The 17,775-nt window shown below is 71.4% G+C and carries 11 protein-coding genes; 4 read left to right on the forward strand and 7 right to left on the reverse strand.

Features of this window, described 5'->3' with window-relative positions; genetic code table 11:
• Nucleotides 1-93: 93 nt before the first annotated feature.
• The 4 genes from OG878_RS07740 to OG878_RS07755 all read right to left on the reverse strand — a co-directional run bounded on the left by OG878_RS07740 (nucleotide 94) and on the right by OG878_RS07755 (nucleotide 10,118).
• On the reverse strand, nucleotides 94-3,540 hold the full coding sequence (locus OG878_RS07740; RefSeq protein WP_328886090.1) for a S8 family peptidase: 3,447 nt from the start codon (nucleotides 3,538-3,540) through the stop codon (nucleotides 94-96).
• Nucleotides 3,537-3,803, reverse strand: a complete 267-nt coding sequence (locus OG878_RS07745; protein ID WP_328886091.1) for a sulfurtransferase TusA family protein — start codon at nucleotides 3,801-3,803, stop codon at nucleotides 3,537-3,539. Before OG878_RS07745 ends, OG878_RS07740 begins: the two co-directional genes overlap by 4 nt.
• 97 nt (nucleotides 3,804-3,900) lie before the next feature.
• Nucleotides 3,901-7,467: an ATP-binding protein gene (locus OG878_RS07750; RefSeq protein ID WP_328886092.1), complete on the reverse strand. Its 3,567-nt coding sequence runs from the start codon at nucleotides 7,465-7,467 to the stop codon at nucleotides 3,901-3,903.
• A gap of 143 nt (nucleotides 7,468-7,610) precedes the next feature.
• The gene (locus OG878_RS07755) at nucleotides 7,611-10,118 is read right to left on the reverse strand and encodes a SpoIIE family protein phosphatase (protein WP_443049073.1); all 2,508 of its coding nucleotides are present in this window, start codon (nucleotides 10,116-10,118) and stop codon (nucleotides 7,611-7,613) included.
• A gap of 326 nt (nucleotides 10,119-10,444) precedes the next feature.
• Between OG878_RS07755 and OG878_RS07760 the strand changes: the two genes are divergently transcribed.
• Nucleotides 10,445-12,799, forward strand: a complete 2,355-nt coding sequence (locus OG878_RS07760; RefSeq protein WP_328886093.1) for a discoidin domain-containing protein — start codon at nucleotides 10,445-10,447, stop codon at nucleotides 12,797-12,799.
• Nucleotides 12,800-12,862: 63 nt separating this feature from the next.
• On the opposite strand, the gene OG878_RS07765 is transcribed toward OG878_RS07760, so the two are convergent.
• From OG878_RS07765 to OG878_RS07775, 3 genes are all read right to left on the reverse strand, one after another.
• Nucleotides 12,863-13,321, reverse strand: a complete 459-nt coding sequence (locus OG878_RS07765; protein WP_328886094.1) for a CBS domain-containing protein — start codon at nucleotides 13,319-13,321, stop codon at nucleotides 12,863-12,865.
• Between the two features lie 113 nt (nucleotides 13,322-13,434).
• A complete protein-coding gene (locus tag OG878_RS07770; protein ID WP_328886095.1) occupies nucleotides 13,435-13,734 on the reverse strand; it encodes a hypothetical protein in 300 nt (99 codons plus the stop codon).
• A gap of 282 nt (nucleotides 13,735-14,016) precedes the next feature.
• Nucleotides 14,017-15,132: a glycerate kinase gene (locus OG878_RS07775; RefSeq protein ID WP_328891167.1), complete on the reverse strand. Its 1,116-nt coding sequence runs from the start codon at nucleotides 15,130-15,132 to the stop codon at nucleotides 14,017-14,019.
• Nucleotides 15,133-15,285: 153 nt separating this feature from the next.
• Here OG878_RS07775 and OG878_RS07780 point away from each other — a divergent pair, with 153 nt between their 5' ends.
• From OG878_RS07780 to OG878_RS07790, 3 genes are all read left to right on the forward strand, one after another.
• On the forward strand, nucleotides 15,286-15,780 hold the full coding sequence (locus tag OG878_RS07780) for an NUDIX hydrolase (RefSeq protein WP_328886096.1): 495 nt from the start codon (nucleotides 15,286-15,288) through the stop codon (nucleotides 15,778-15,780).
• Nucleotides 15,781-15,932: 152 nt separating this feature from the next.
• The gene (locus OG878_RS07785) at nucleotides 15,933-16,676 is read left to right on the forward strand and encodes an SIR2 family NAD-dependent protein deacylase (protein WP_328886097.1); all 744 of its coding nucleotides are present in this window, start codon (nucleotides 15,933-15,935) and stop codon (nucleotides 16,674-16,676) included.
• Nucleotides 16,677-17,046: 370 nt separating this feature from the next.
• Nucleotides 17,047-17,631 (forward strand): TMEM165/GDT1 family protein, encoded by a 585-nt coding sequence (locus OG878_RS07790; RefSeq protein WP_328886098.1) that lies wholly within the window; start codon nucleotides 17,047-17,049, stop codon nucleotides 17,629-17,631.
• Nucleotides 17,632-17,775 lie beyond the last annotated feature (144 nt).

Here is a 17,775-nt window from a genome sequence, read left to right on the forward strand (position 1 = left end):
GTGCACCGGCTCGTCCCCGCCCCGGGCATGGTGCAAGGGGGCCGGGCCCGGGAAGAGTTCCCGGGGCCGGCCCCCTTGCAGATCATCCGTGCGTCAGCGAACCAGGGCGGCTCGCAGCAGCGTCTGGGACAGCGAGTTCCCGGCACGGTCCTGGGTGGTGAACCGTACTCCGAGCCAGGTTCCGGTCTTCAGGCCGGTGCCGGGCACGGTGAACCGGTAGTGGCCCCTGGTGTCGACCGCCTGGGCCTTGACCGACCGCCAGGTCTTGCCACCGTCGAGGGTGTAGGCGGCCAGTGCCCCGGTGAAGCGCCGGTCCGCCGGGTCCAGGGCGGTGCTGGTGGCCTGCACGTCCAGGACGGTGCTGCGGCCGGCGGTCAGTCGACCGGACAGGTCCAGGCTGCGGGCGCTCCAGACCACGTTGGCCAGAGGCAGGAGTGCCGGGGAGCCGTCTGCGTTGGCCTTCACCGGTTCGGTCTCCCAGACGGACGAGATGCGTCCGCCGCTCGGGAAGACGTTCTGCGCGTCGTAAGCGCGCTCGATGCGGTACGAGGCTTCGGTCGAACCGTCGACCGGGGTGTTGCCGCCGGCCGAGGTGAGCGCGACACCGTTGCGGTAGATGCGCATGCCGCCCGTGCCGACCTGCGGGAAGGTGAACTCGCCGTAGCTGCCGAGGTGACCGTCGGAGTCGGTCAGGTCCTGCATGTTCGTCCTGAGGTTGTCGCCGATCAGCGCCGCCTGGCCGTTGGCGCCCAGCGGGCCGCCCCACCAGCGCTCCGAGGTGTGCTGGCCGTCCTTGTACGTGATACCGAGCTTGGAGAGGTTGGTGGAGAGCGAGCCGCCCTTCACCATGTCCGAGTGGAAGCCGAGCTTGGCCCAGTAGATGCCGTTGGCGGTGTAGTACCGGGTCTGGTGGACCGGTGCCTGCACGTAGGAGGGGGTGGTGACGTTGAGGCCGACTATCTCCTCACCGATCGCCGTGATGCCCATCTGGTTGCGGTGAGCGTCCTCGTTCAGGCCGTAGATGTCGGTGTCGACCTTGGCCAGGCGCTTGATGTCGTCCTTGTCGAGGGTGTGCACCGGGTTGGCGGGCACGCTGCTGCGGTGCCAGACCAGGTCGTAGAGGCGGGTGGCGTCGCCGGTGGTGTTGCTGCTGTCCTCGTTGGCGAGCGTCCAGTGCTCGTCCAACCAGACGGTGCCGTCCTCGGCCTTGCCCTTCGTGGGGCTGATGCGCATCGCGCCGCGCTCGAGAGGACCGTAGGCGCCGCCGCCGATCATGCCGTTGGAGATCAGCGAATGCGTGGTCTCGTTGACCCGGCTGAGCTGGTAGAAGCCCATCTCCTCGCGGGTGCCGCCCTGGTGCAGGTCGGCGTAGATCGGGACGGCCGTCTTCGCCTCCAGGGCGATGCTGTTGGCCGCCGCCGGGACATCAGCGGTGACGACGCTGTTGATCGGTTTGCCGGCGGCGTCGCGCTCCTGAATGGTGCTGGTGACCGCGAGGCGGCCGGGGAGCACGGGGACGCGGACGCTGCCCGAGGCGCCGAGCTGGCCGGAGGTGTAGGTGCCGTTGTCCAGGTTGAGGACGGCGGTGAAGGCACCCGCGGCGGGTGCGCCCGTGGTGGTGTGGGCGTTGATGGTCAGCCAGCGGGTGCGGGAGGCGGCCACGGGAAGGCGCAGCGCCGTACCGCTGTCGGGAGTGACCGTCAGCGCGCCGGTGAGGCTCGTCGCGGTCGTACCGATGACCGGGACCTTGCTGCCGTCCACGGTGACGGTGGCCTCGACGGATCCGCCCGCCGGGATGGTCGCCTGGGCCGGGGTGACGCCGAGCGCCGCGGCCGGGACGTCGGAACCGTCGGTCGTGGAGCCGAGCTTGACCGTGGTCGGGGCGTCCCCGGTGTTGGTCAGGGTGACGGTCCTGGAAACCGGGTCGGTGGACTCACCGAGCGGGAAGTCGAACTTGCCGGTGTCGGTGACCACCTTGGCCGCGAGGGCGGCCGGGGCGTTGGCCTCACCCGCGCCGACTGCGTACGTACCGCCGGAGGCTGCCGTCGCGGTGCCCATGAGGACGGCCTTCAGCCGCTTCCAGGACCAGTCCGGGTGCTCCTGCTTGAGCAGTGCGGCAACTCCACTGACGTGCGGCGTCGCCATGGAGGTGCCGCTCATGGTGACGTACTCGGGGTCGGGGGTGGTCGCTTTCATGCCCGAGGACTTGGGGGCGGTGATCGCCACGCCGGGTGCGGCGATCTCCGGCTTCATGGCGCTGTCGCCGGTGCGCGGGCCGCGGCTGGAGAAGGAGGCGACGGTGTTCGTCGAGTCGACCGCGGCGACGGCGAGCGCGTCGTCGGCGCTGGCCGGCGAGGAGACGCTGCTCGCGGCGGGGCCGGTGTTGCCGGCCGCGACGACGAAGAGGGAGCCGTACTGCTCACTGAGCTGGTTCAGCGCGGCGCTGACCGGGTCGGTGCCGTCGGTGGGGCCGGAGCCGAGCGACATGCTGACGATGTCGGCGCCGTTCTGGGCGGCCCACTGCATGCCCTGGACGGCCCAGGACAGGTCGCCCTGGCCGGTGTCGTCCAGGACCTTGCCGATCATGAGGCGGGCGCCAGGGGCGACGCCCTGACGCACGCCGGGGGCTGCCGCGCCGGTGCCGGCGATGGTGCCCGCCACGTGGGTTCCGTGGCCGACGATGTCCATCATGGACGGCGCCGAGGTGAAGTTGGCCTCGGCGTCGACCTTTCCGGCCAGGTCGGGGTGGTCGGCGTCGATGCCGGTGTCCAGGACCGCGACCTTCACGCCCTGCCCGGTGACACCGGCGTTCCACGCGGTCGGGGCACCGACCTGGGTGAGGTTGACGTCCCAGTCGGCGGCCTTCACCTTGCCGTTGAGCCAGATGTGGCTGATGCCGGCAAGGCGGCCGGCCTTGCCCGCCAGCTGGGTCCTGGGGACGACGGATCTGCGGTCCTTGGCGGCCTTCACGTCGGCCTTCGGGACGGCGGTCGTCGCTGCGTCGGTGAGCTGCTTGCCGAAGTCTCCGGTGGCGGACTTCTTCAGCTTCGCCGCGTACGCGCCGAGCACGTCGACGGAGTGTCCCTCGGTCAGGCCGCTGACGCCGGAGACGGTTTCGCCGTCGGCGCGCTGCACGATCAGGGGCACGCTCATGGTGTGCGCGTCGTCGAGCCCCTCCTTGACCAGGCGGGTGATGTTGAAGAGGTTGCGGTCGAGCACCCCTGAGGCTCCGGCGAGTTCCGCGACGTCGGAGGGGATCAGATAGGTGTCGAGGCCGACGGTGTTCACCGAGAAGGTGACGCCGGTGCGGTCGACGCCGGGGACGGGCGCGATGGAGTACGAGGGCTTGCCGTCGGCGCCGGTCGTGATGGTGACCCGGTCACCGGTGATCAGTGTGACGGTGGATGTCTTGGTGGCGTCGTCTGCCGTGGGGGCCGGTGTGCCGGGGGCCGCTGTCGCGGACCCTCCGGCCAGCCCGGCTGAGCAGACGAGCACGGCCGCTGTGGCAGCGGTCAGCGCGGTACGGACGAGCGGTCTCACGGAACCTCCGGGAGTGACAGACTTCCAATGCGTATGCGGAAGCTGGTCGAGCCGTTCCTGTCGGTGGTGGCCTCCAGGACGACTCCCTTGCGCGTGCACCAGCCGGGTACGGCGGTGCGGACACCCGGGTTCGCGGTCACGACTTCGAGCACGCCGTGATCGGCCATCTCCTGGGTACGGCGGTCCAGCAGCGGCTCGACCCGGAACCAGGGCTCCCCACCCGCCTCGACCACTACGGCCGCTGCGGGGTGTCGTGCTGGCATGGGGGCTCCTCGCCGGTGTTGACCTGCTTCCGACGGGGACAGTAGAGGCCGCGCGTTACCGAGAAGTTCACACGTGGGTTCCCTGGTAACAGCGCTCCTACGCGGTGGACGCCGCCGCGCTCATGAGCCGTTCTTCCGCCGTACGGTGGCCCATCGCGCGGGCCAGTCGCAGGGCGCCGCGCAGCTGCCGCTGCGCCTCGTGCGGCTCGTGCGAGTGGTGGAGGGCCAGGGCCAGGACCCGGCGTGCCTCCACCTGGGCCGGCCGGTCCCGGCCGGCCCGTGTCCGCGCCAGTGCCCGGCGGGCGAGCTCGGCGGCTTCGGCCGGTCTGCCGGAGGCGAGCAAGGCCTCTGCCTGAAGGATGAGGGCGCCGCTTCCCACGGCCGTCGCGCCAGGGGCTCCGGGAGCGGGTGCGTCCGTGCCGACGGCCTCCCCGGCCTCGCGAAGCCTGGCGAGCGCACGCTGCGGCTCGCCCTCGGCAAGGTCGAGCTGGGCCAGGAGTACGCGCGCCGCGTGCTCCGCCTGGTGGTCACCCAACTGCCGTGCGGAGGCGGCCCCTTCGTTCAGCCAACGGCTCGCTCCGGCCAGTTCGCCCGTGCGCAGTTCCACCTCACCCCGGCTGATCAAGCAGTACGGCAGGCACCAGCTGGAGCCGTACGGCCGCGCCTCGGCAATCGCGGTGCGGGCCTCCTCGCGGGCCTCGTCGAGCCGGCCCCGCCAGAGGTGCACCCGGGCGAGGCTGGCCCGTGAGAAGGCGACCGCGGCGGGGTCCCCGGTGCGTACGGCAAGGACGAGAGCCTTGCGGGCGTACTCCTCCGCCTGGTCGAACCGGCCGCTCTGCTCGGCGAGTTCCCTCAGTGTGGAGAGCAGCAACGCCTGCAGGGAGAGATCGCCGAGCGCCTGCTCGGCGATGGGCAGCGCCTCTTCCGCGGCGGCCCGTGCCTCGCTCTGGCGGCCGATCAGCAGCAGGCAGGCGGAGCGGACGTGCAGCGCCCTGCCGAGCAGACCCGCCGCCCGGTCCGCGGTTGCCGATCGGGCGGCGAGGACCGCCTGCGCGGCACTGGCCAGCGCGTCGTCGTACCGCCCGACGAGGAACCAGAGCTGGGCCAGCGAAAGGTGGTGCGCGGCGACGGCGTCGGGGCCGGTGGTGGCGACCGGCACCGCCACCGGGTCGTCCAGGAGCTCGATCCCCTCGTTCGGCCGCCCCGCCCTGCCCAGCACCTCGGCCAGGAGTGCGGCGGCGCACACGGCCGTGTCCTGGTCGCCGAGTCTGCGCACGGTCTTCAGTGCGGCGCGCAGCACCTGTTCGGCTTGTGCGTGGCGGGCCTGGCGGACCAGTACACCGGCCCAGGCGAGGCGGGTGCGGGCGGCCTCGGCGCCGTCGTCGGGTGCGTTGTCCAGCCGGGCGACGAGGTCCGCGTAGTAGCGGGCTGCGCTGTCGTCGGCGTAGAGGTGTGCTGCGCGTTCGGCGGCGCGGCGCAGCCAGACGGTGGCCTCGGGCGCGTCCGCACGGTCCAGGTGGTGGGCGAGTGCTTCGACGGCTTCGGGGCGGTGGCGGCGTACGACCTCTGCGTGAGCGAGATGGAGCTGTCGCCGAGCTGCTGAGGTGAGTCGTTCGTAGACGGCGAGTCCCACCACCGGGTGGCGGAAGGTCAGCCCTTCGACTCTGCGGCCCAGGTGCACGATCCGGCATTCGTCGATCACTCCGGCGGCCACCAGTGCGTCCAGTGCGGCAGTGAAGGCGGGGCCGTCGATCGGGGGGTGCACACCGGACAGCGCCACTTCTGCGGCCTCGGCGAGCGCGGCTTCACCGCCGGCTGCGGCCAGCACTCCCAGCGTTCTGCGGACATGCGGCGCGAAGCGTGCGACACGGAGGGCGACCACCTCGCGGACCGACTCGGGCACCCGGTCCTGGCGGTGGGGGTGTTCGTACGTACCGCCGTCGGCGCTCTCGCGGGCCACGCGAACGAGTTCGGCGGCGAACAGGGGGTTGCCGCGCGAGAGGCGGTAGACGCTGTCCAGCATGAGCGGCGACGGGACGGTCCCGCTGTCGGCGCCGACCTGCTGCGGCGGGCCGGCGAGGGCAGTGCGTGCGACGTCGGCGGCGAGCAGGTCGCAGTCGGCGCGGGCCAGCCGCATGAGCTCGACACGGTGGACCAGTCCCTGGCGGGTCGCCGCGGCGAGCACGGTACGGCGCTCGTCGCCCTCGTCCAGGTCCTCCTCGCGCAGCGTGGCCAGAAAACGGACGGGGCGCGCGCCGACCGTGCGCACGAGGTGGTGCAGGAGCCTGAGCGTGCCCAGGTCGGCGGCGTGCAGATCGTCCAGCACCACGAGCACCGGGTGGTGCTCGGCCAGGGAGGCGAGGAGCGCGCCCACCGCGCGGTAGAGACGCGCACGTTCCTCCTCGGCAGTGCGGCCGGGCGGGGGCTCGGTGCCGAACGCGGGCAACAGGGCGCCCAGTTCGGGGTGGGCTGTGGCAGCGGCGGTCCGTTCGGCGGGCGGCCTGTCGGCGAACCAGCCCGACAGGGCATCGGCTATCGCCCCGTAGGGAAGGGGGCCTTCGGCCTCGTGGGCGGCGCCCCACAGCACGGCGATGCCGTCGGCCGCGGCGACCCGGGCGGCCTCGGCGGCGAGCCGGGTCTTGCCGACTCCGCTCTCCCCGCTCACCACGGTCAGCGGGGCTCCCCGTCCGCCGGCGCCGTCCGGATGTCCGGTTGTGGCGGGCAGCCCGGCGAGTACGGCGGCGAGCGTACTGGCGCGGCCGCGCAGCGGGATGGCTTCGGCCCGCCGCAGCGCCGCAGGTGGAGCGGGAGGGGCGGGAGGCGCCGACGGTGCGGGGCGGGTACGGGATCCGTCGTTCGGCGCGGCGCCGTGCACGGCCCTGCGGTACAGCTCCTGGGTCTCCGGTTCAGGGGCCGTGCCCAGCTGCTGATGCAGCAGCTCCCGCAGCCGTCCGTACTGCTCGGCGGCCCTGCTGTGGTCGCCGGCTGCCAGATGCGCACCCATCAGGCGCCGGTGGAGAGCCTCGTCGAGCTCGTCGGCGGCCACCTCGCGCTCCAGGACCCAGACCGCCCGCTGCGCACCGTGCGCGGAGCCGGGAAGGTCGGCGAGCACAAGGGCGAGGCGGCGCCGCAACGAGGCGAGTTCACGCCGCCGGGTGTCCGCCCAGGCCGCGTACCGGTCCTCCGGGAGCAGTTCCTGACTGAGCATGGTCCAGGCGGCGGCGAGGGCGTCCTGGCTTCCGGAGTCGAGTGCCGCGACGGCGGCACGCTCGGCGGCCACCACGTCCACTTCGACTGCTCCGGGCACCAGGCTGAGGAGGTCGCCGTCGGTGGCGAGGTAGGACGAGACGCCGCGCGGCGCGAGTTCGGGTTCCAGGGTGTGGCGGGCTGTGTGCAGGCTCACCCTGAGGCTGCGCCGTGCAGTGTCCAGGTCGGCGTCCGGCCAGCACGCCTCGGTGACCTGGTCCCGGTGCAGCCGGTGGCCGGGAGCGAGGGCCAGCATCTTGACGACGGTGCGGGCGCCGGGACGCCGCCACCGCTCCGCGACCGGTCCGGCTTCGCCGCGCTCGGCGCGGAAGCCGCCGAGCAGGCACAGACTCAGCAACGGGACCCCGGCGCCGCGGAGGGCCGGGCGCCTGCTCCGGTCCTGGGGATCCTGTGTCATGGTCACGGGACTGTACTGGGCACCTGCCGGAAGATGCCAGGCTGCCGGGGCGGACCGGCGAGCTCACGGCCATGTTCCGGTGCGCCGGAGGCGCGGACGCGATGTCCAGGCGCGCGAAGCGCGCGGAAGCGGCGGGGTGACCGTTACGCGGAGTCCCAGCGGGCGGCGAGCAGCAGTGCGATGTCGTCGGGCCGGTCGGCCTCCCGCTTCGCCTCCCGGATCACCAGGTCCGCCATATCGGCGAGGGACGGCGAATCGGCGCGCTCGATCGTGCAGCGCAGCCGCTCGATGCCCACATCGATGTCGGTACCGGCCTGCTCGACCAGCCCGTCGGTGAACAGCGCCAGACCCGCGCCCGGAGCCAGCAGGAAGTCGCTGACCGGGTACGACGCGTCGGGGGTGACGCCGAGCACGATGCCGCCGGGGAGGTCCAGGATCTCGGTCGTACCGTCGGGATGGCGCAGCAGCGGATGCGGGTGCCCGGCCCGGACGGCCTGGGTGCGACCGGTGACGGGGTCGAGGAGGACGTAGCAACAGCTGGCGAACTGGCCGGAGTCGAGGTCGATGAGCAACCGGTTCGTACCGCTCATCACCTCCTGCGGCGTATGCCCGCTCAGAGCGAAGGCCCTTACGGCGCTGCGCAGTTGGCCCATGGTCGCGGCTGCGGCGACCCCGTGCCCCTGGACGTCCCCGATCACCAGGGCCAGCCCGCGGTCCGTCTCGACGACGTCGTACCAGTCGCCGCCGACGTCCATGCCCAGGGTGCCGGCGAGGTACCGCCCCGCGGTGTCGACGTGATCGAGTACGGGCAGCCGGTGCGGCAGCAGGGCGTTCTGCAGCCCCTTGGCCAGGGCTGCCTCGGTGTCGTAACGCTGGGCCCGTTCGAGGGACTGGGCGATGAGTCCGGCCAGCGCGGTGAGCACCGTGCGCTCCTCGGGGGTGAAGCCGCGCGGCTGGTCGAAGCCGAGGATGCACGAGCCGACGGGGCGCCCGGAGGCGATCAGCGGCAGGAAGGCGCGGGCCCCGACATCGGCGTCCAGCGCAATGCCGGGGTAGGAGGCGGCCAGGCGCTCCATCGACTCGAAGAAGATGGGACGGCCGGTGGTGAGCGTCTCGACGCCCGGCAGATGCGCGTCCAGTCCGACGCCGTCGAACCGGTCGAGGAAACCGTGCGGGAATCCGGTCTCCCAGGCCAGGTAGAGGTGCCGCTCGCTGAGCAGATAGATCGCCAGTTGTCTGCCGCCGAACGCCGGCAGCAGCTCCTCCGTGACCACCACCGACACCTGCCGGGCCGTGACGGCCTCCGTCAGCGCGATGGCGAGGGCGACCGGCCGGTACAGCGCGGACGCCCGGTCGGCCGGGGAACCGAGTCCCGCACCCGGTGTGACGACGGACCCCGGCGCATACGCCGGCTGGTCCGTGGCGGTGAGCGTCCCGGTCACACCGTCGTGACCGGGGTAGAGGGACACCGACAGCCAGTCGTCCGGGTCGCGCCGTGCGAGGAAGTGGACCGGTTCGTGGGAGAGCATGGCGGCCCGGTGGTGGTCGTCGTACGCGGGGTGTCCGAACCACGGCAGGACCTCCCACAGCACGCGTCCGACCAGTTCGGCCCTCGTCCTGCCGAGCACCTCCTCCGCCAGATCGTTGACGTACGTGATCCGCCCGAGCCGGTCCAGCGAGAAGATGCCGTGCGGGATCCGGTCGGCCGCCTCCGCGACGGCCGGTCCGACGCCGAGGTCGACCAGAAAACCGGTCAGATGGCCGGCCGTGGCGTCACCGGGCGTCCGGGCCCGGCAACTGGAGATCTCGAGGAAACTCGTCCGGCCGTCGACGCCGCGCAGCTGCATCCGGCGTACCACCGGGCCGGCCGACCTCGCCGCCCGGCGGGCGACGGCCTGCAGTCCGTACGCGTCCTCCGGGGCCAGCAGCGCCGTCAGCGCGTCGATGGTGCCGGGGAACCGCCCGGGCTCCGTGCCGAGGATCGCGCACAGCGCGGCGTCGGCGTCGACGGCGCCGGTGCCGAGGTCCCAGTCGAGGTGCCCGATCCTGACCGGAGGCACGGCGATCGAGGGCAGCTGGACGGAGGCCGGCTCGCCGTCCCAGACGACCTCCAGGTCATGGGCCACGAGCTCCGCCAGGTCGGCGCCGAGCTGCTCGGCTACCTCCTGCAGCCGGTGGCGATCGGCTTCCGTGACCTGCTCCCCGGGACAGGCTGCCTGGCGCATCACCACCAGCACCCCGAACTTCTCGTGCCCTCCGACGACGGGCACGTACAGCGAGCCGAACGGGAACGGCAGACCCGCCATCAGCTGCGGGAACCGGCGCATGGCCTCCTCGGCGTCGGCAAGCATGATCGGCCGGCGTGAGCGGTAGACCTCGGCCACCGGGAAGGGCCGGTTCACATGCATGCGCCACCAGGGGCGGAACAGCTGACTCGGCAGCCCCGCGAGCACCGCGAGCCTCAGCAGCTCAGGGACGCGCGAGCACAGATATACGCCGCCGGCGAACCCGCCGACGGCCTCGGTCGCGCTCACCGCGGCCTGCGCAAGCACCAGGGACAGTTCGTCCGGCACCCGGCCGCCCATCACCGCCCCCGGCACCGCCCCACTCTCTGCGCGCGGGCTGCGCCGGGCCGCGCCGTACCAGGTCACACAGTCAGGATGCGCCCTGGCTGTCGTGACCCGCACCCGGTGGACGGGGTCACGACAATGAGCGACATCTTCCAACATCATGTGAGTATTTTGCGTGAGATAAGGGTGCAGTCATGCGCACGATAGAGGGGCCGGTCATCGAAGGGGCGCGGATCCATCCGTACCATCCGTCAGCATGTGGGAAATTCCTCGTAAATCGTCCGCCTCAGTGTTCTTATTTTGAGCGATCAAGCCATTATTTTGCGCACAGCATGGACGTCTTTGCGGTCTGCTCCTAGCCTGTGGGCGTCCGAAGAGCCCCCACGAGCCGCAAGGACGACGATCACGTGACCCCACCACCGAAACGCCTCCTGCTCAGACGCTCTCTGTCCGCCTCCCTCTCCCTGGCCCTCGCCGCGTTCGGCACCGCCGCCGCGGTCGTCCTGTCCAGCGCCCCGCCCGCCCGCGCCGCGGGTGTCCCCGCACCCTCCCCCCTCGCGGTTCCCGGCCGCGGTGCAACCGTTCCGTTCAAGGAACAGGAAGCCGAGTACGCCGCCACCAACGGCACGCTGATCGGGCCGAACCGGCTGTACGGCACGCTGCCCTCCGAGGCCTCGGGCCGGCAGGCCGTGAGCCTGGACGCCGTCGGCGAGTACGTCGAGTTCACCCTCACCGCCCCGGCGAACGCGATGTCCTTCCGGTACTCGCTGCCGGACAGCGCCGACGGGACGGGCCGGGACGCCTCGATCGACGTGCGTGTGGGTGACGGGGCGCCGAAGAGCATCCCCGTCACGTCGAAGTACGGCTGGTACTACGGCGGTTACCCGTTCAACAACAACCCGGGCGACACCAACCCGCACCACTTCTACGACGAGGCCCGCACGATGTTCGGGTCGACGCTCGCCGCCGGCACGAAGGTACGGCTCCAGGTGTCGTCCACCGCCGCGTCGCCGACGTTCACCATCGACCTGGCCGACTTCGAGCAGGTCGGCGCGCCGACCGGAAGGCCGTCGGGGGCGCTGGACGTGGTGAGCGACTTCGGCGCCGACCCGACCGGGGCCGCCGACTCCACCGGCAGAATCCAGGCAGCCGTCGACGCGGGGCGGGCCCAGGGCAAGGAGGTGTACATCCCGCAGGGCACCTTCCAGGTCCGCGACCACATCATCGTCGATCAGGTGACACTGCGCGGCGCCGGTCCCTGGTACAGCGTGCTCACCGGGAGGGATCCGTCGAACCGGAGCAAGGCGGTCGGTGTCTACGGCAAATACGCCGGGGCCGGCGGCAGCAGCAACGTCACCCTCAAGGACTTCGCCATCATCGGCGACATCCGCGAGCGGGTGGACAACGACCAGGTCAATGCCGTCGGCGGGGCCCTGTCGAATTCGGTCGTCGACAACGTCTGGATGCAGCACACCAAGTGCGGCGCCTGGATGGACGGGCCGATGGACAATTTCACCGTCAGGAACAGCCGCATTCTGGACCAGACCGCCGACGGCGTGAATTTCCACTACGGCGTCACGAACTCCACCGTCACCAACACATTCGTCCGCAACACCGGTGACGACGGTCTGGCGATGTGGGCGGAGAACGTACCGAACGTGAAGAACAAGTTCACGTTCAACACCGTGATCCTGCCGATTCTCGCCAACAACATCGTGACGTACGGCGGCCGGGACATCACCATCTCCGACAACGTCATGTCCGACACGATCACCAACGGAGGCGGACTGCATGTCGCCAATCGCTATCCCGGGGTGAATTCGGGTCAGGGCACGGCGGTCTCCGGTACGACGACCGCCGCCCGCAACACACTGATCCGCACCGGGAACAACGACTTCAACTGGCGGTTCGGGGTAGGTGCGATCTGGTTCAGCGGACTCAACGAACCCATCAACGCCACGGTCAACATCACCGACACCGAGATTCTGGACAGCTCGTACGCCGCGATCCATCTCATCGAGGGCGCGACCAACGGACTGCACTTCGACCATGTCAGGATCGACGGCGCGGGCACGTACGCGCTGCAGATCCAGGCGCCGGGTACGGCCACGTTCAACGACGTCGTCGCCACGCACATCGCCCAGTCGAACCCGATCCACAACTGTGTCGGCAGCGGCTTCCAGATCACCCGGGTGGGGAGCGGAAACTCCGGCTGGTACGCCGATCCGCCGGCCTGCACCGGCACCTGGCCGGACCCGGTGTGGACCAACGGCGGGGTGCCGGGCGGCGGCACCGACCCGACGGACCCGCCGACCGACCCTCCGACCGATCCGCCCACCGATCCCGGCAACCTCGCCCTGGGCCGTCCGGTCACCGAGTCGGGCCACACGGACGTCTACGGCGCGGGCAACGCCGTGGACGGCAATGCGAACAGCTACTGGGAGAGCACCAACAACGCCTTCCCGCAGACCCTCACCGTCGACCTGGGCGCCCCCAAGGCCGTCAAACGGCTGGTCCTGAAGCTGCCGCCGGCGGCAGCGTGGGCGACCCGCACGCAGACGCTGAGCGTGTCGGGCAGCGCCGACAACTCCTCGTACAGCTCGCTCAAGGGTTCGACCGGCTACACCTTCGACCCGGCCTCCGGCAATACGGTCACGGTCACCCTGCCCGGCACCTCGGCCCGCTACCTGCGGCTGACGTTCACCGCGAACACGGGCTGGCCCGCGGGCCAGCTATCCGAACTGGAGGCGTACACCACCTGACGACGCGACCGGCTGCGGGACGGGCCCCTGCCCGTCCCGCACCTGCGCGGTCCGACGGCAGCCTCAGCCTTCGGACCGGCCGGGCGCCCCGGCAGTCGCGTACACGTGGCTCGCGAATTCGGCGATCTGCTCGTCGCTCAGGTTCTTCGCAAGATCGGCCTCCGTGATCATGCCGACCAGGCGGTGGCCGCTCCGGACGTCGATCACCGGCAGCCGCTTGATCTGATGCTCCTCCATGGTCGTCAGGACCTCGGCGGCGTCCGCTTCGGCATCGATCCAGTGCACCTTGGCATTGAGGGATCCGGCCTGTACGGACGCGGGGTCGACGCCCTCCGCGCAGCACTTGACGACGATGTCACGATCGGTGATCAAACCCGTGAGACGGTTGTTGTCGCCGCAGATGGGCAGGCAGCCGACGCCCAGGTCGCGCATCATCTTCGCCACCTCGAACAGCGACTGATGCGCCCCGACACACTGCACCCCACCGGTCATGATGTCCCGCGCCAGCAGCTTCTCAGCCATGATGGCCTCCCGTCCTGGACCGCGTTGTTCCCCCGTCATCGACCACAACACGAATGGCGCGGCACCGCTCCCCGGATGTGCCGGCGAGGTCGCGGATCCCCCAGCACGGACGGTCACGGCTCCATGTGGCTGAATCCCACTTCGAAGTGCTCGACCGCTACGATCCGCTGGCCTTCCCTGTGCGCGACCTCCTCGCGAAGCTGGGTGGCCCGGTCCTCGCTGGCCTGCATCGCCTGCTCGTCGCCCCACAGAGTCAGCGACACAGCTTTCCCGGAGGCCCGATCGACGAGGTAGAACACGCCCCGAAAGCCGGCAGCCTCGTGCATATCTTGGAGCATCGCTTCCCAGTTCGCGGTCAGGTCTCCCTCCGCAGGAACCGGTGAACCCTGGTAGGTGCTCAGCCTCGCAAACATCGCTGCCACCCTTCCCTGACAGACTGCCGGTCGGGAGACAGGCAGCTTCAGGACCAGCCTGCTCCGGCGGGCTGCACGTCGCACGCCGAACAGCCGTTCTCCCGTCCAGGGGTCGGGTGGGGGCCGGTCGGCACGGTACGGGATGTGCGCCGGCCGGCAACCCGATGTCCGGCGGCGCACCTCGAAAGCCCCGTACCTGCCGGGCACGCGACCGAAATCAGCTCGTGCCCGGCCCGGCCTTCCGCACGGCCGCCGCTCGCACCCGTATCGTCCCGGCCCGGTTCAGGACAGGAAGTCGCGCGCGATCCCCTCCGCCACCCGCTCCAGCAGCGGCCCCGCCTGGGCCATGCACACCGCAGGGTCCGGCTCCAGCTCGGTGAGGGCGTACGCGCGCCTGATGCCCGCTCTGCCGAGCTCCTCCGGAGGCAGCGCCAGACGGCCGCAGACCGCCACCACCTCCAGCCCCGCGGCGCGGGCCGCGGCAGCGACGCCCGCCGGAGCCTTGCCGTGCAGGGTCTGTCGGTCGAGGGAGCCCTCACCCGTGATCACGAGCGTGGCGCGGGCCAGCGCCGGTGCGAAGCCCAGGACGTCGAGCATGACCTCGATGCCGGGGCGGAACCGGGCGCCGAGAGCGACCAGCGCCCCGTAGCCGATGCCGCCCGCCGCACCCGCTCCGGGCAGCGTCGCCCGGTCCGGGCCGAGGAGGGACGCGTAGTGCGCGAGTGCCGCGTCGAGGACCGCGATGTCGTCCTCGGTCGCACCCTTCTGCCGCCCGTAGACCTCCGGGGCGCCCTTCGGGCCGGTCAGCGGGTTGTCCACATCGCTGGCGAGGACGAGGTCCACCTCGGCAAGCCGCGGGTCGAGGCCGGACAGGTCCGCCTCGGCCAGATCCACGAGGCCGCCGCCACCGGGGCCGACGGGCTTGCCGTCCGCGTCCAGGAACCGGGCGCCGAGCGCGGTCAGCATGCCCGCGCCTCCATCGGTCGTGGCGCTGCCGCCGACCCCGAACACAATGGTCCGGGCGCCCGCGTCCAGCGCCGCGGCCAGCAGCTCGCCGGAGCCGTACGTGGTGGCGGTGAGCGGGGCGAAGACCCCGTCGGGGAGGTGCTGGAGGCCCGAGGCCTCGGCCATCTCCACCACCGCGGTGGTGCCGCGCAGCGCGTACGCCGCGGTCACGATCTCCCCGCGCGGCCCCGTCACCTGCGCCTCGCGCCGCTCGAACCCGGCGGCCACCGCCGCCGCCACCGTGCCGTCGCCGCCGTCCGCCACGGGCAGGGTCTCGACCTGCACCCCGGGCACCACGCGCCGCAGCCCGGCCGTCACCCGCTCCGCGACCTGCACCGCGGTGAGCGAGCCCTTGAACTTGTCCGCCGCGACGAGCACTCGGGCGGTCTCCATCACTGCTCCGTCCGTCACCTTGCATCCCTTGCTTTCGAACAGGCAGTCGCGCCGCCCCGACCCTATCCGGAGCATCCGCCCTCTGCCCATGGGTGTCCGGGCCCTGGACGTGCGTTCCGGCCCACGGCCCGGCGCCCCCACTACGCTGCGCACGTGACGACCACTGACTACGCCACGTACATCGCAGGGCTGCCCAGGGTGCTGGCCGCCGCGGCAACCGTCTTCCGGGACGGGGAAGGACGGGTGCTGCTCGTCGAGCCCAACTACCGGGACGGCTGGGCGCTGCCCGGCGGAACGATCGAGTCCGACGACGGCGAGACCCCGCGCCGGGCCGCGCGGCGCGAGACGGCCGAGGAGATCGGTCTCGATCTGGAGCCGGGGCGCCTGCTCGCGATCGACTGGGTGCGCAGCCCCGTACGGCCTCCGATCGCGGCGTATCTGTACGACGGCGGAGTCCTGGACGACACGCAGTTGAAGGCGATCCGGCTGCAGGAGGAGGAACTCGTGTCCTGGAAGCTGGTGGAGCGCGAGGCACTCGACCGGTATCTGCTCGGTTCGCTCGGCCACCGGTTGCGCGCGGCGCTGCAGGTGCTGGACTCCGGGGCGGGCGCGGTGGAGCTGGAGGACGGCAGGCCGGTCGCCTTCTGACGCGGATGGTCGAGTCTCTCGTCGCGCATCCGCCCTGCACCGCCCGATGGTGACAGTGCGTCCCCCCGCGAATCCCGCCGGACGGGCGGTGACCCGGCAACCGCCGGATAACGCCTCGCGGCCTGCCTCGACCGCTGCGTACGCTCGACCGTATGACTCTTGTCGCGATCCTCAGCGGCGCCGGCATCTCCACGGACTCCGGCATTCCCGACTACCGCGGGCCGAACGGTCTCTGGCGGAAGGACCCGGAGGCCGAGAAGCTCGTGACGTACGACTTCTACATGACCGATCCCGAGATCCGCCGCCGCTCCTGGCAGATGCGGCGCACGAGTGCGACCTGGCACGCGGAGCCGAACGCCGCTCACCGGGCCGTGGCGGACCTGGAGCGGTCCGGTGTCCCGGTGCGGGTGATCACGCAGAACGTCGACGGGCTGCATCAGCTGGCCGGTGTCTCCCCACGCAAGGTCCTGGAACTGCACGGCACCGTACGCGAGGTGACCTGTACCCGCTGCCATGCCCGGTCGCCGATGGCCGAGGCGCTGGAGAGGGTCGAGGCGGGCGAGGAGGACCCGTCGTGCGCGGTCTGCGGCGGCATCCTGAAGTCGGCGACGGTCATGTTCGGCGAGCGGCTCGATCCGGTGGTGCTGGGCGAGGCGATGTCGATCGCGAAGGCGTGCGAGGTGTTCATCGCGGTCGGTACGTCGTTGCAGGTGCAGCCCGCCGCGTCGCTCGCCGGGATCGCGGCGGAGCACGGTGCGCGGCTGATCGTGGTGAACGCCGAGCCGACGCCGTACGACGAACTGGCCGAGGAGACGATCCGCGAACCCATCGGGACCGCGCTGCCGTCGCTGCTCGCGCAGCTGACCGCCGAGGCAGGTACGCGGGCGCAGGGCTGAGCAGTGGGGGCGGCTGCCCCCGTACGCGCACGCGGAACGGTGGTGGAACTGCTCAGCCGCGTGATGCGCCAACAGGAGACGTCATCGAACACCCGTTCCCCTACGTCTCCTGGGGCTCCGGGCCGGTGAGGTAGAGTGGAGCACGCGAAGGGGAGTAGCCCCGCAAACCGGTCGTCGACACACTGGAACCTCCGGGTTCCCGGTGGCCGGGCTCGTGGAACGTCACGGGCGGGCGAGACCTTCGGTCAGGTATGACGCGTCCGCGTACCCGCGGGCGCTGTAGTCATGCCGGGCCGAGTGGTCCTCCGAAAAGCCCGAGTGGCACTTTGCGGAAAGGCCCGGGGCCCGGCTCTCACAGAAAGCCACCCGGATGCATCTCGACCCCCTGGCGATCATCACCGCCTTCGGGCTGATCTTCCTCGCGGAGCTCCCCGACAAGACGATGTTCGCATCGCTGGCCATGGGCACGCGTATGCGCCCGCTGTACGTCTGGTTCGGTACGTCGTCCGCGTTCCTCGTGCATGTCGCGATCGCCGTCGGTGCGGGCGGCCTGCTCGGGCTGCTGCCCGGCTGGATCGTCAAGCTCGTCTCGGCAGCCCTTTTTGCCTTCGGCGCGTTCATGCTGCTGCGCGGGGGCGACGACGAGGGCGACGACGCGGCGGAGACCAAGACCGTGACCGGCTTCTGGCCCGTCTACTCGACCGCGTTCATGGCGGTGTTCATCAGCGAGTGGGGCGACCTCACCCAGATCACCACGGCCAACCTGGCTGCCAGCAACGGCACATGGTCCACGGCCATCGGCTCCCTGGCCGCCCTGATGTCCGTCTCCGCCCTGGCGCTGCTCGCCGGGCGTTTCATCGCGAAGCGGGTGCCGCTCAAGACGGTCCAGCGCATCGGCGGGCTGTGCATGCTGGGGCTGGCGATCTGGTCCGTGGTCGAGATCTTCACGGCCTGAGCCGGTTCCGCAACACAGCCACGACGAAGCCCGAGGGACGCGCTGTGCGTCCGTCGGGCTTCGTCGTGTCCGGAACACGCCCTGAGGGGCCGCCCCGCATTCCCCGGCGGGCGCACGACGACAGCTGCGGCACCTCGCCGCGTT

It is taken from the genome of Streptomyces sp. NBC_00316, from assembly GCF_036158715.1.
Classification (GTDB): domain Bacteria; phylum Actinomycetota; class Actinomycetes; order Streptomycetales; family Streptomycetaceae; genus Streptomyces.

What these genes read in the sequence shown, in the direction of transcription:
- OG878_RS07750 (WP_328886092.1), bottom strand. Translation starts at nt 7,467, where the DNA reads ATGACACAGGATCCCCAGGACCGGAGCAGGCGCCCGGCCCTCCGCGGC.
- OG878_RS07785 (WP_328886097.1), top strand. Translation starts at nt 15,933, where the DNA reads ATGACTCTTGTCGCGATCCTCAGCGGCGCCGGCATCTCCACGGACTCC.
- OG878_RS07790 (WP_328886098.1), top strand. Translation starts at nt 17,047, where the DNA reads ATGCATCTCGACCCCCTGGCGATCATCACCGCCTTCGGGCTGATCTTC.
- OG878_RS07745 (WP_328886091.1), bottom strand. Translation starts at nt 3,803, where the DNA reads ATGCCAGCACGACACCCCGCAGCGGCCGTAGTGGTCGAGGCGGGTGGG.
- OG878_RS07770 (WP_328886095.1), bottom strand. Translation starts at nt 13,734, where the DNA reads ATGTTTGCGAGGCTGAGCACCTACCAGGGTTCACCGGTTCCTGCGGAG.
- OG878_RS07765 (WP_328886094.1), bottom strand. Translation starts at nt 13,321, where the DNA reads ATGGCTGAGAAGCTGCTGGCGCGGGACATCATGACCGGTGGGGTGCAG.
- OG878_RS07775 (WP_328891167.1), bottom strand. Translation starts at nt 15,132, where the DNA reads ATGGAGACCGCCCGAGTGCTCGTCGCGGCGGACAAGTTCAAGGGCTCG.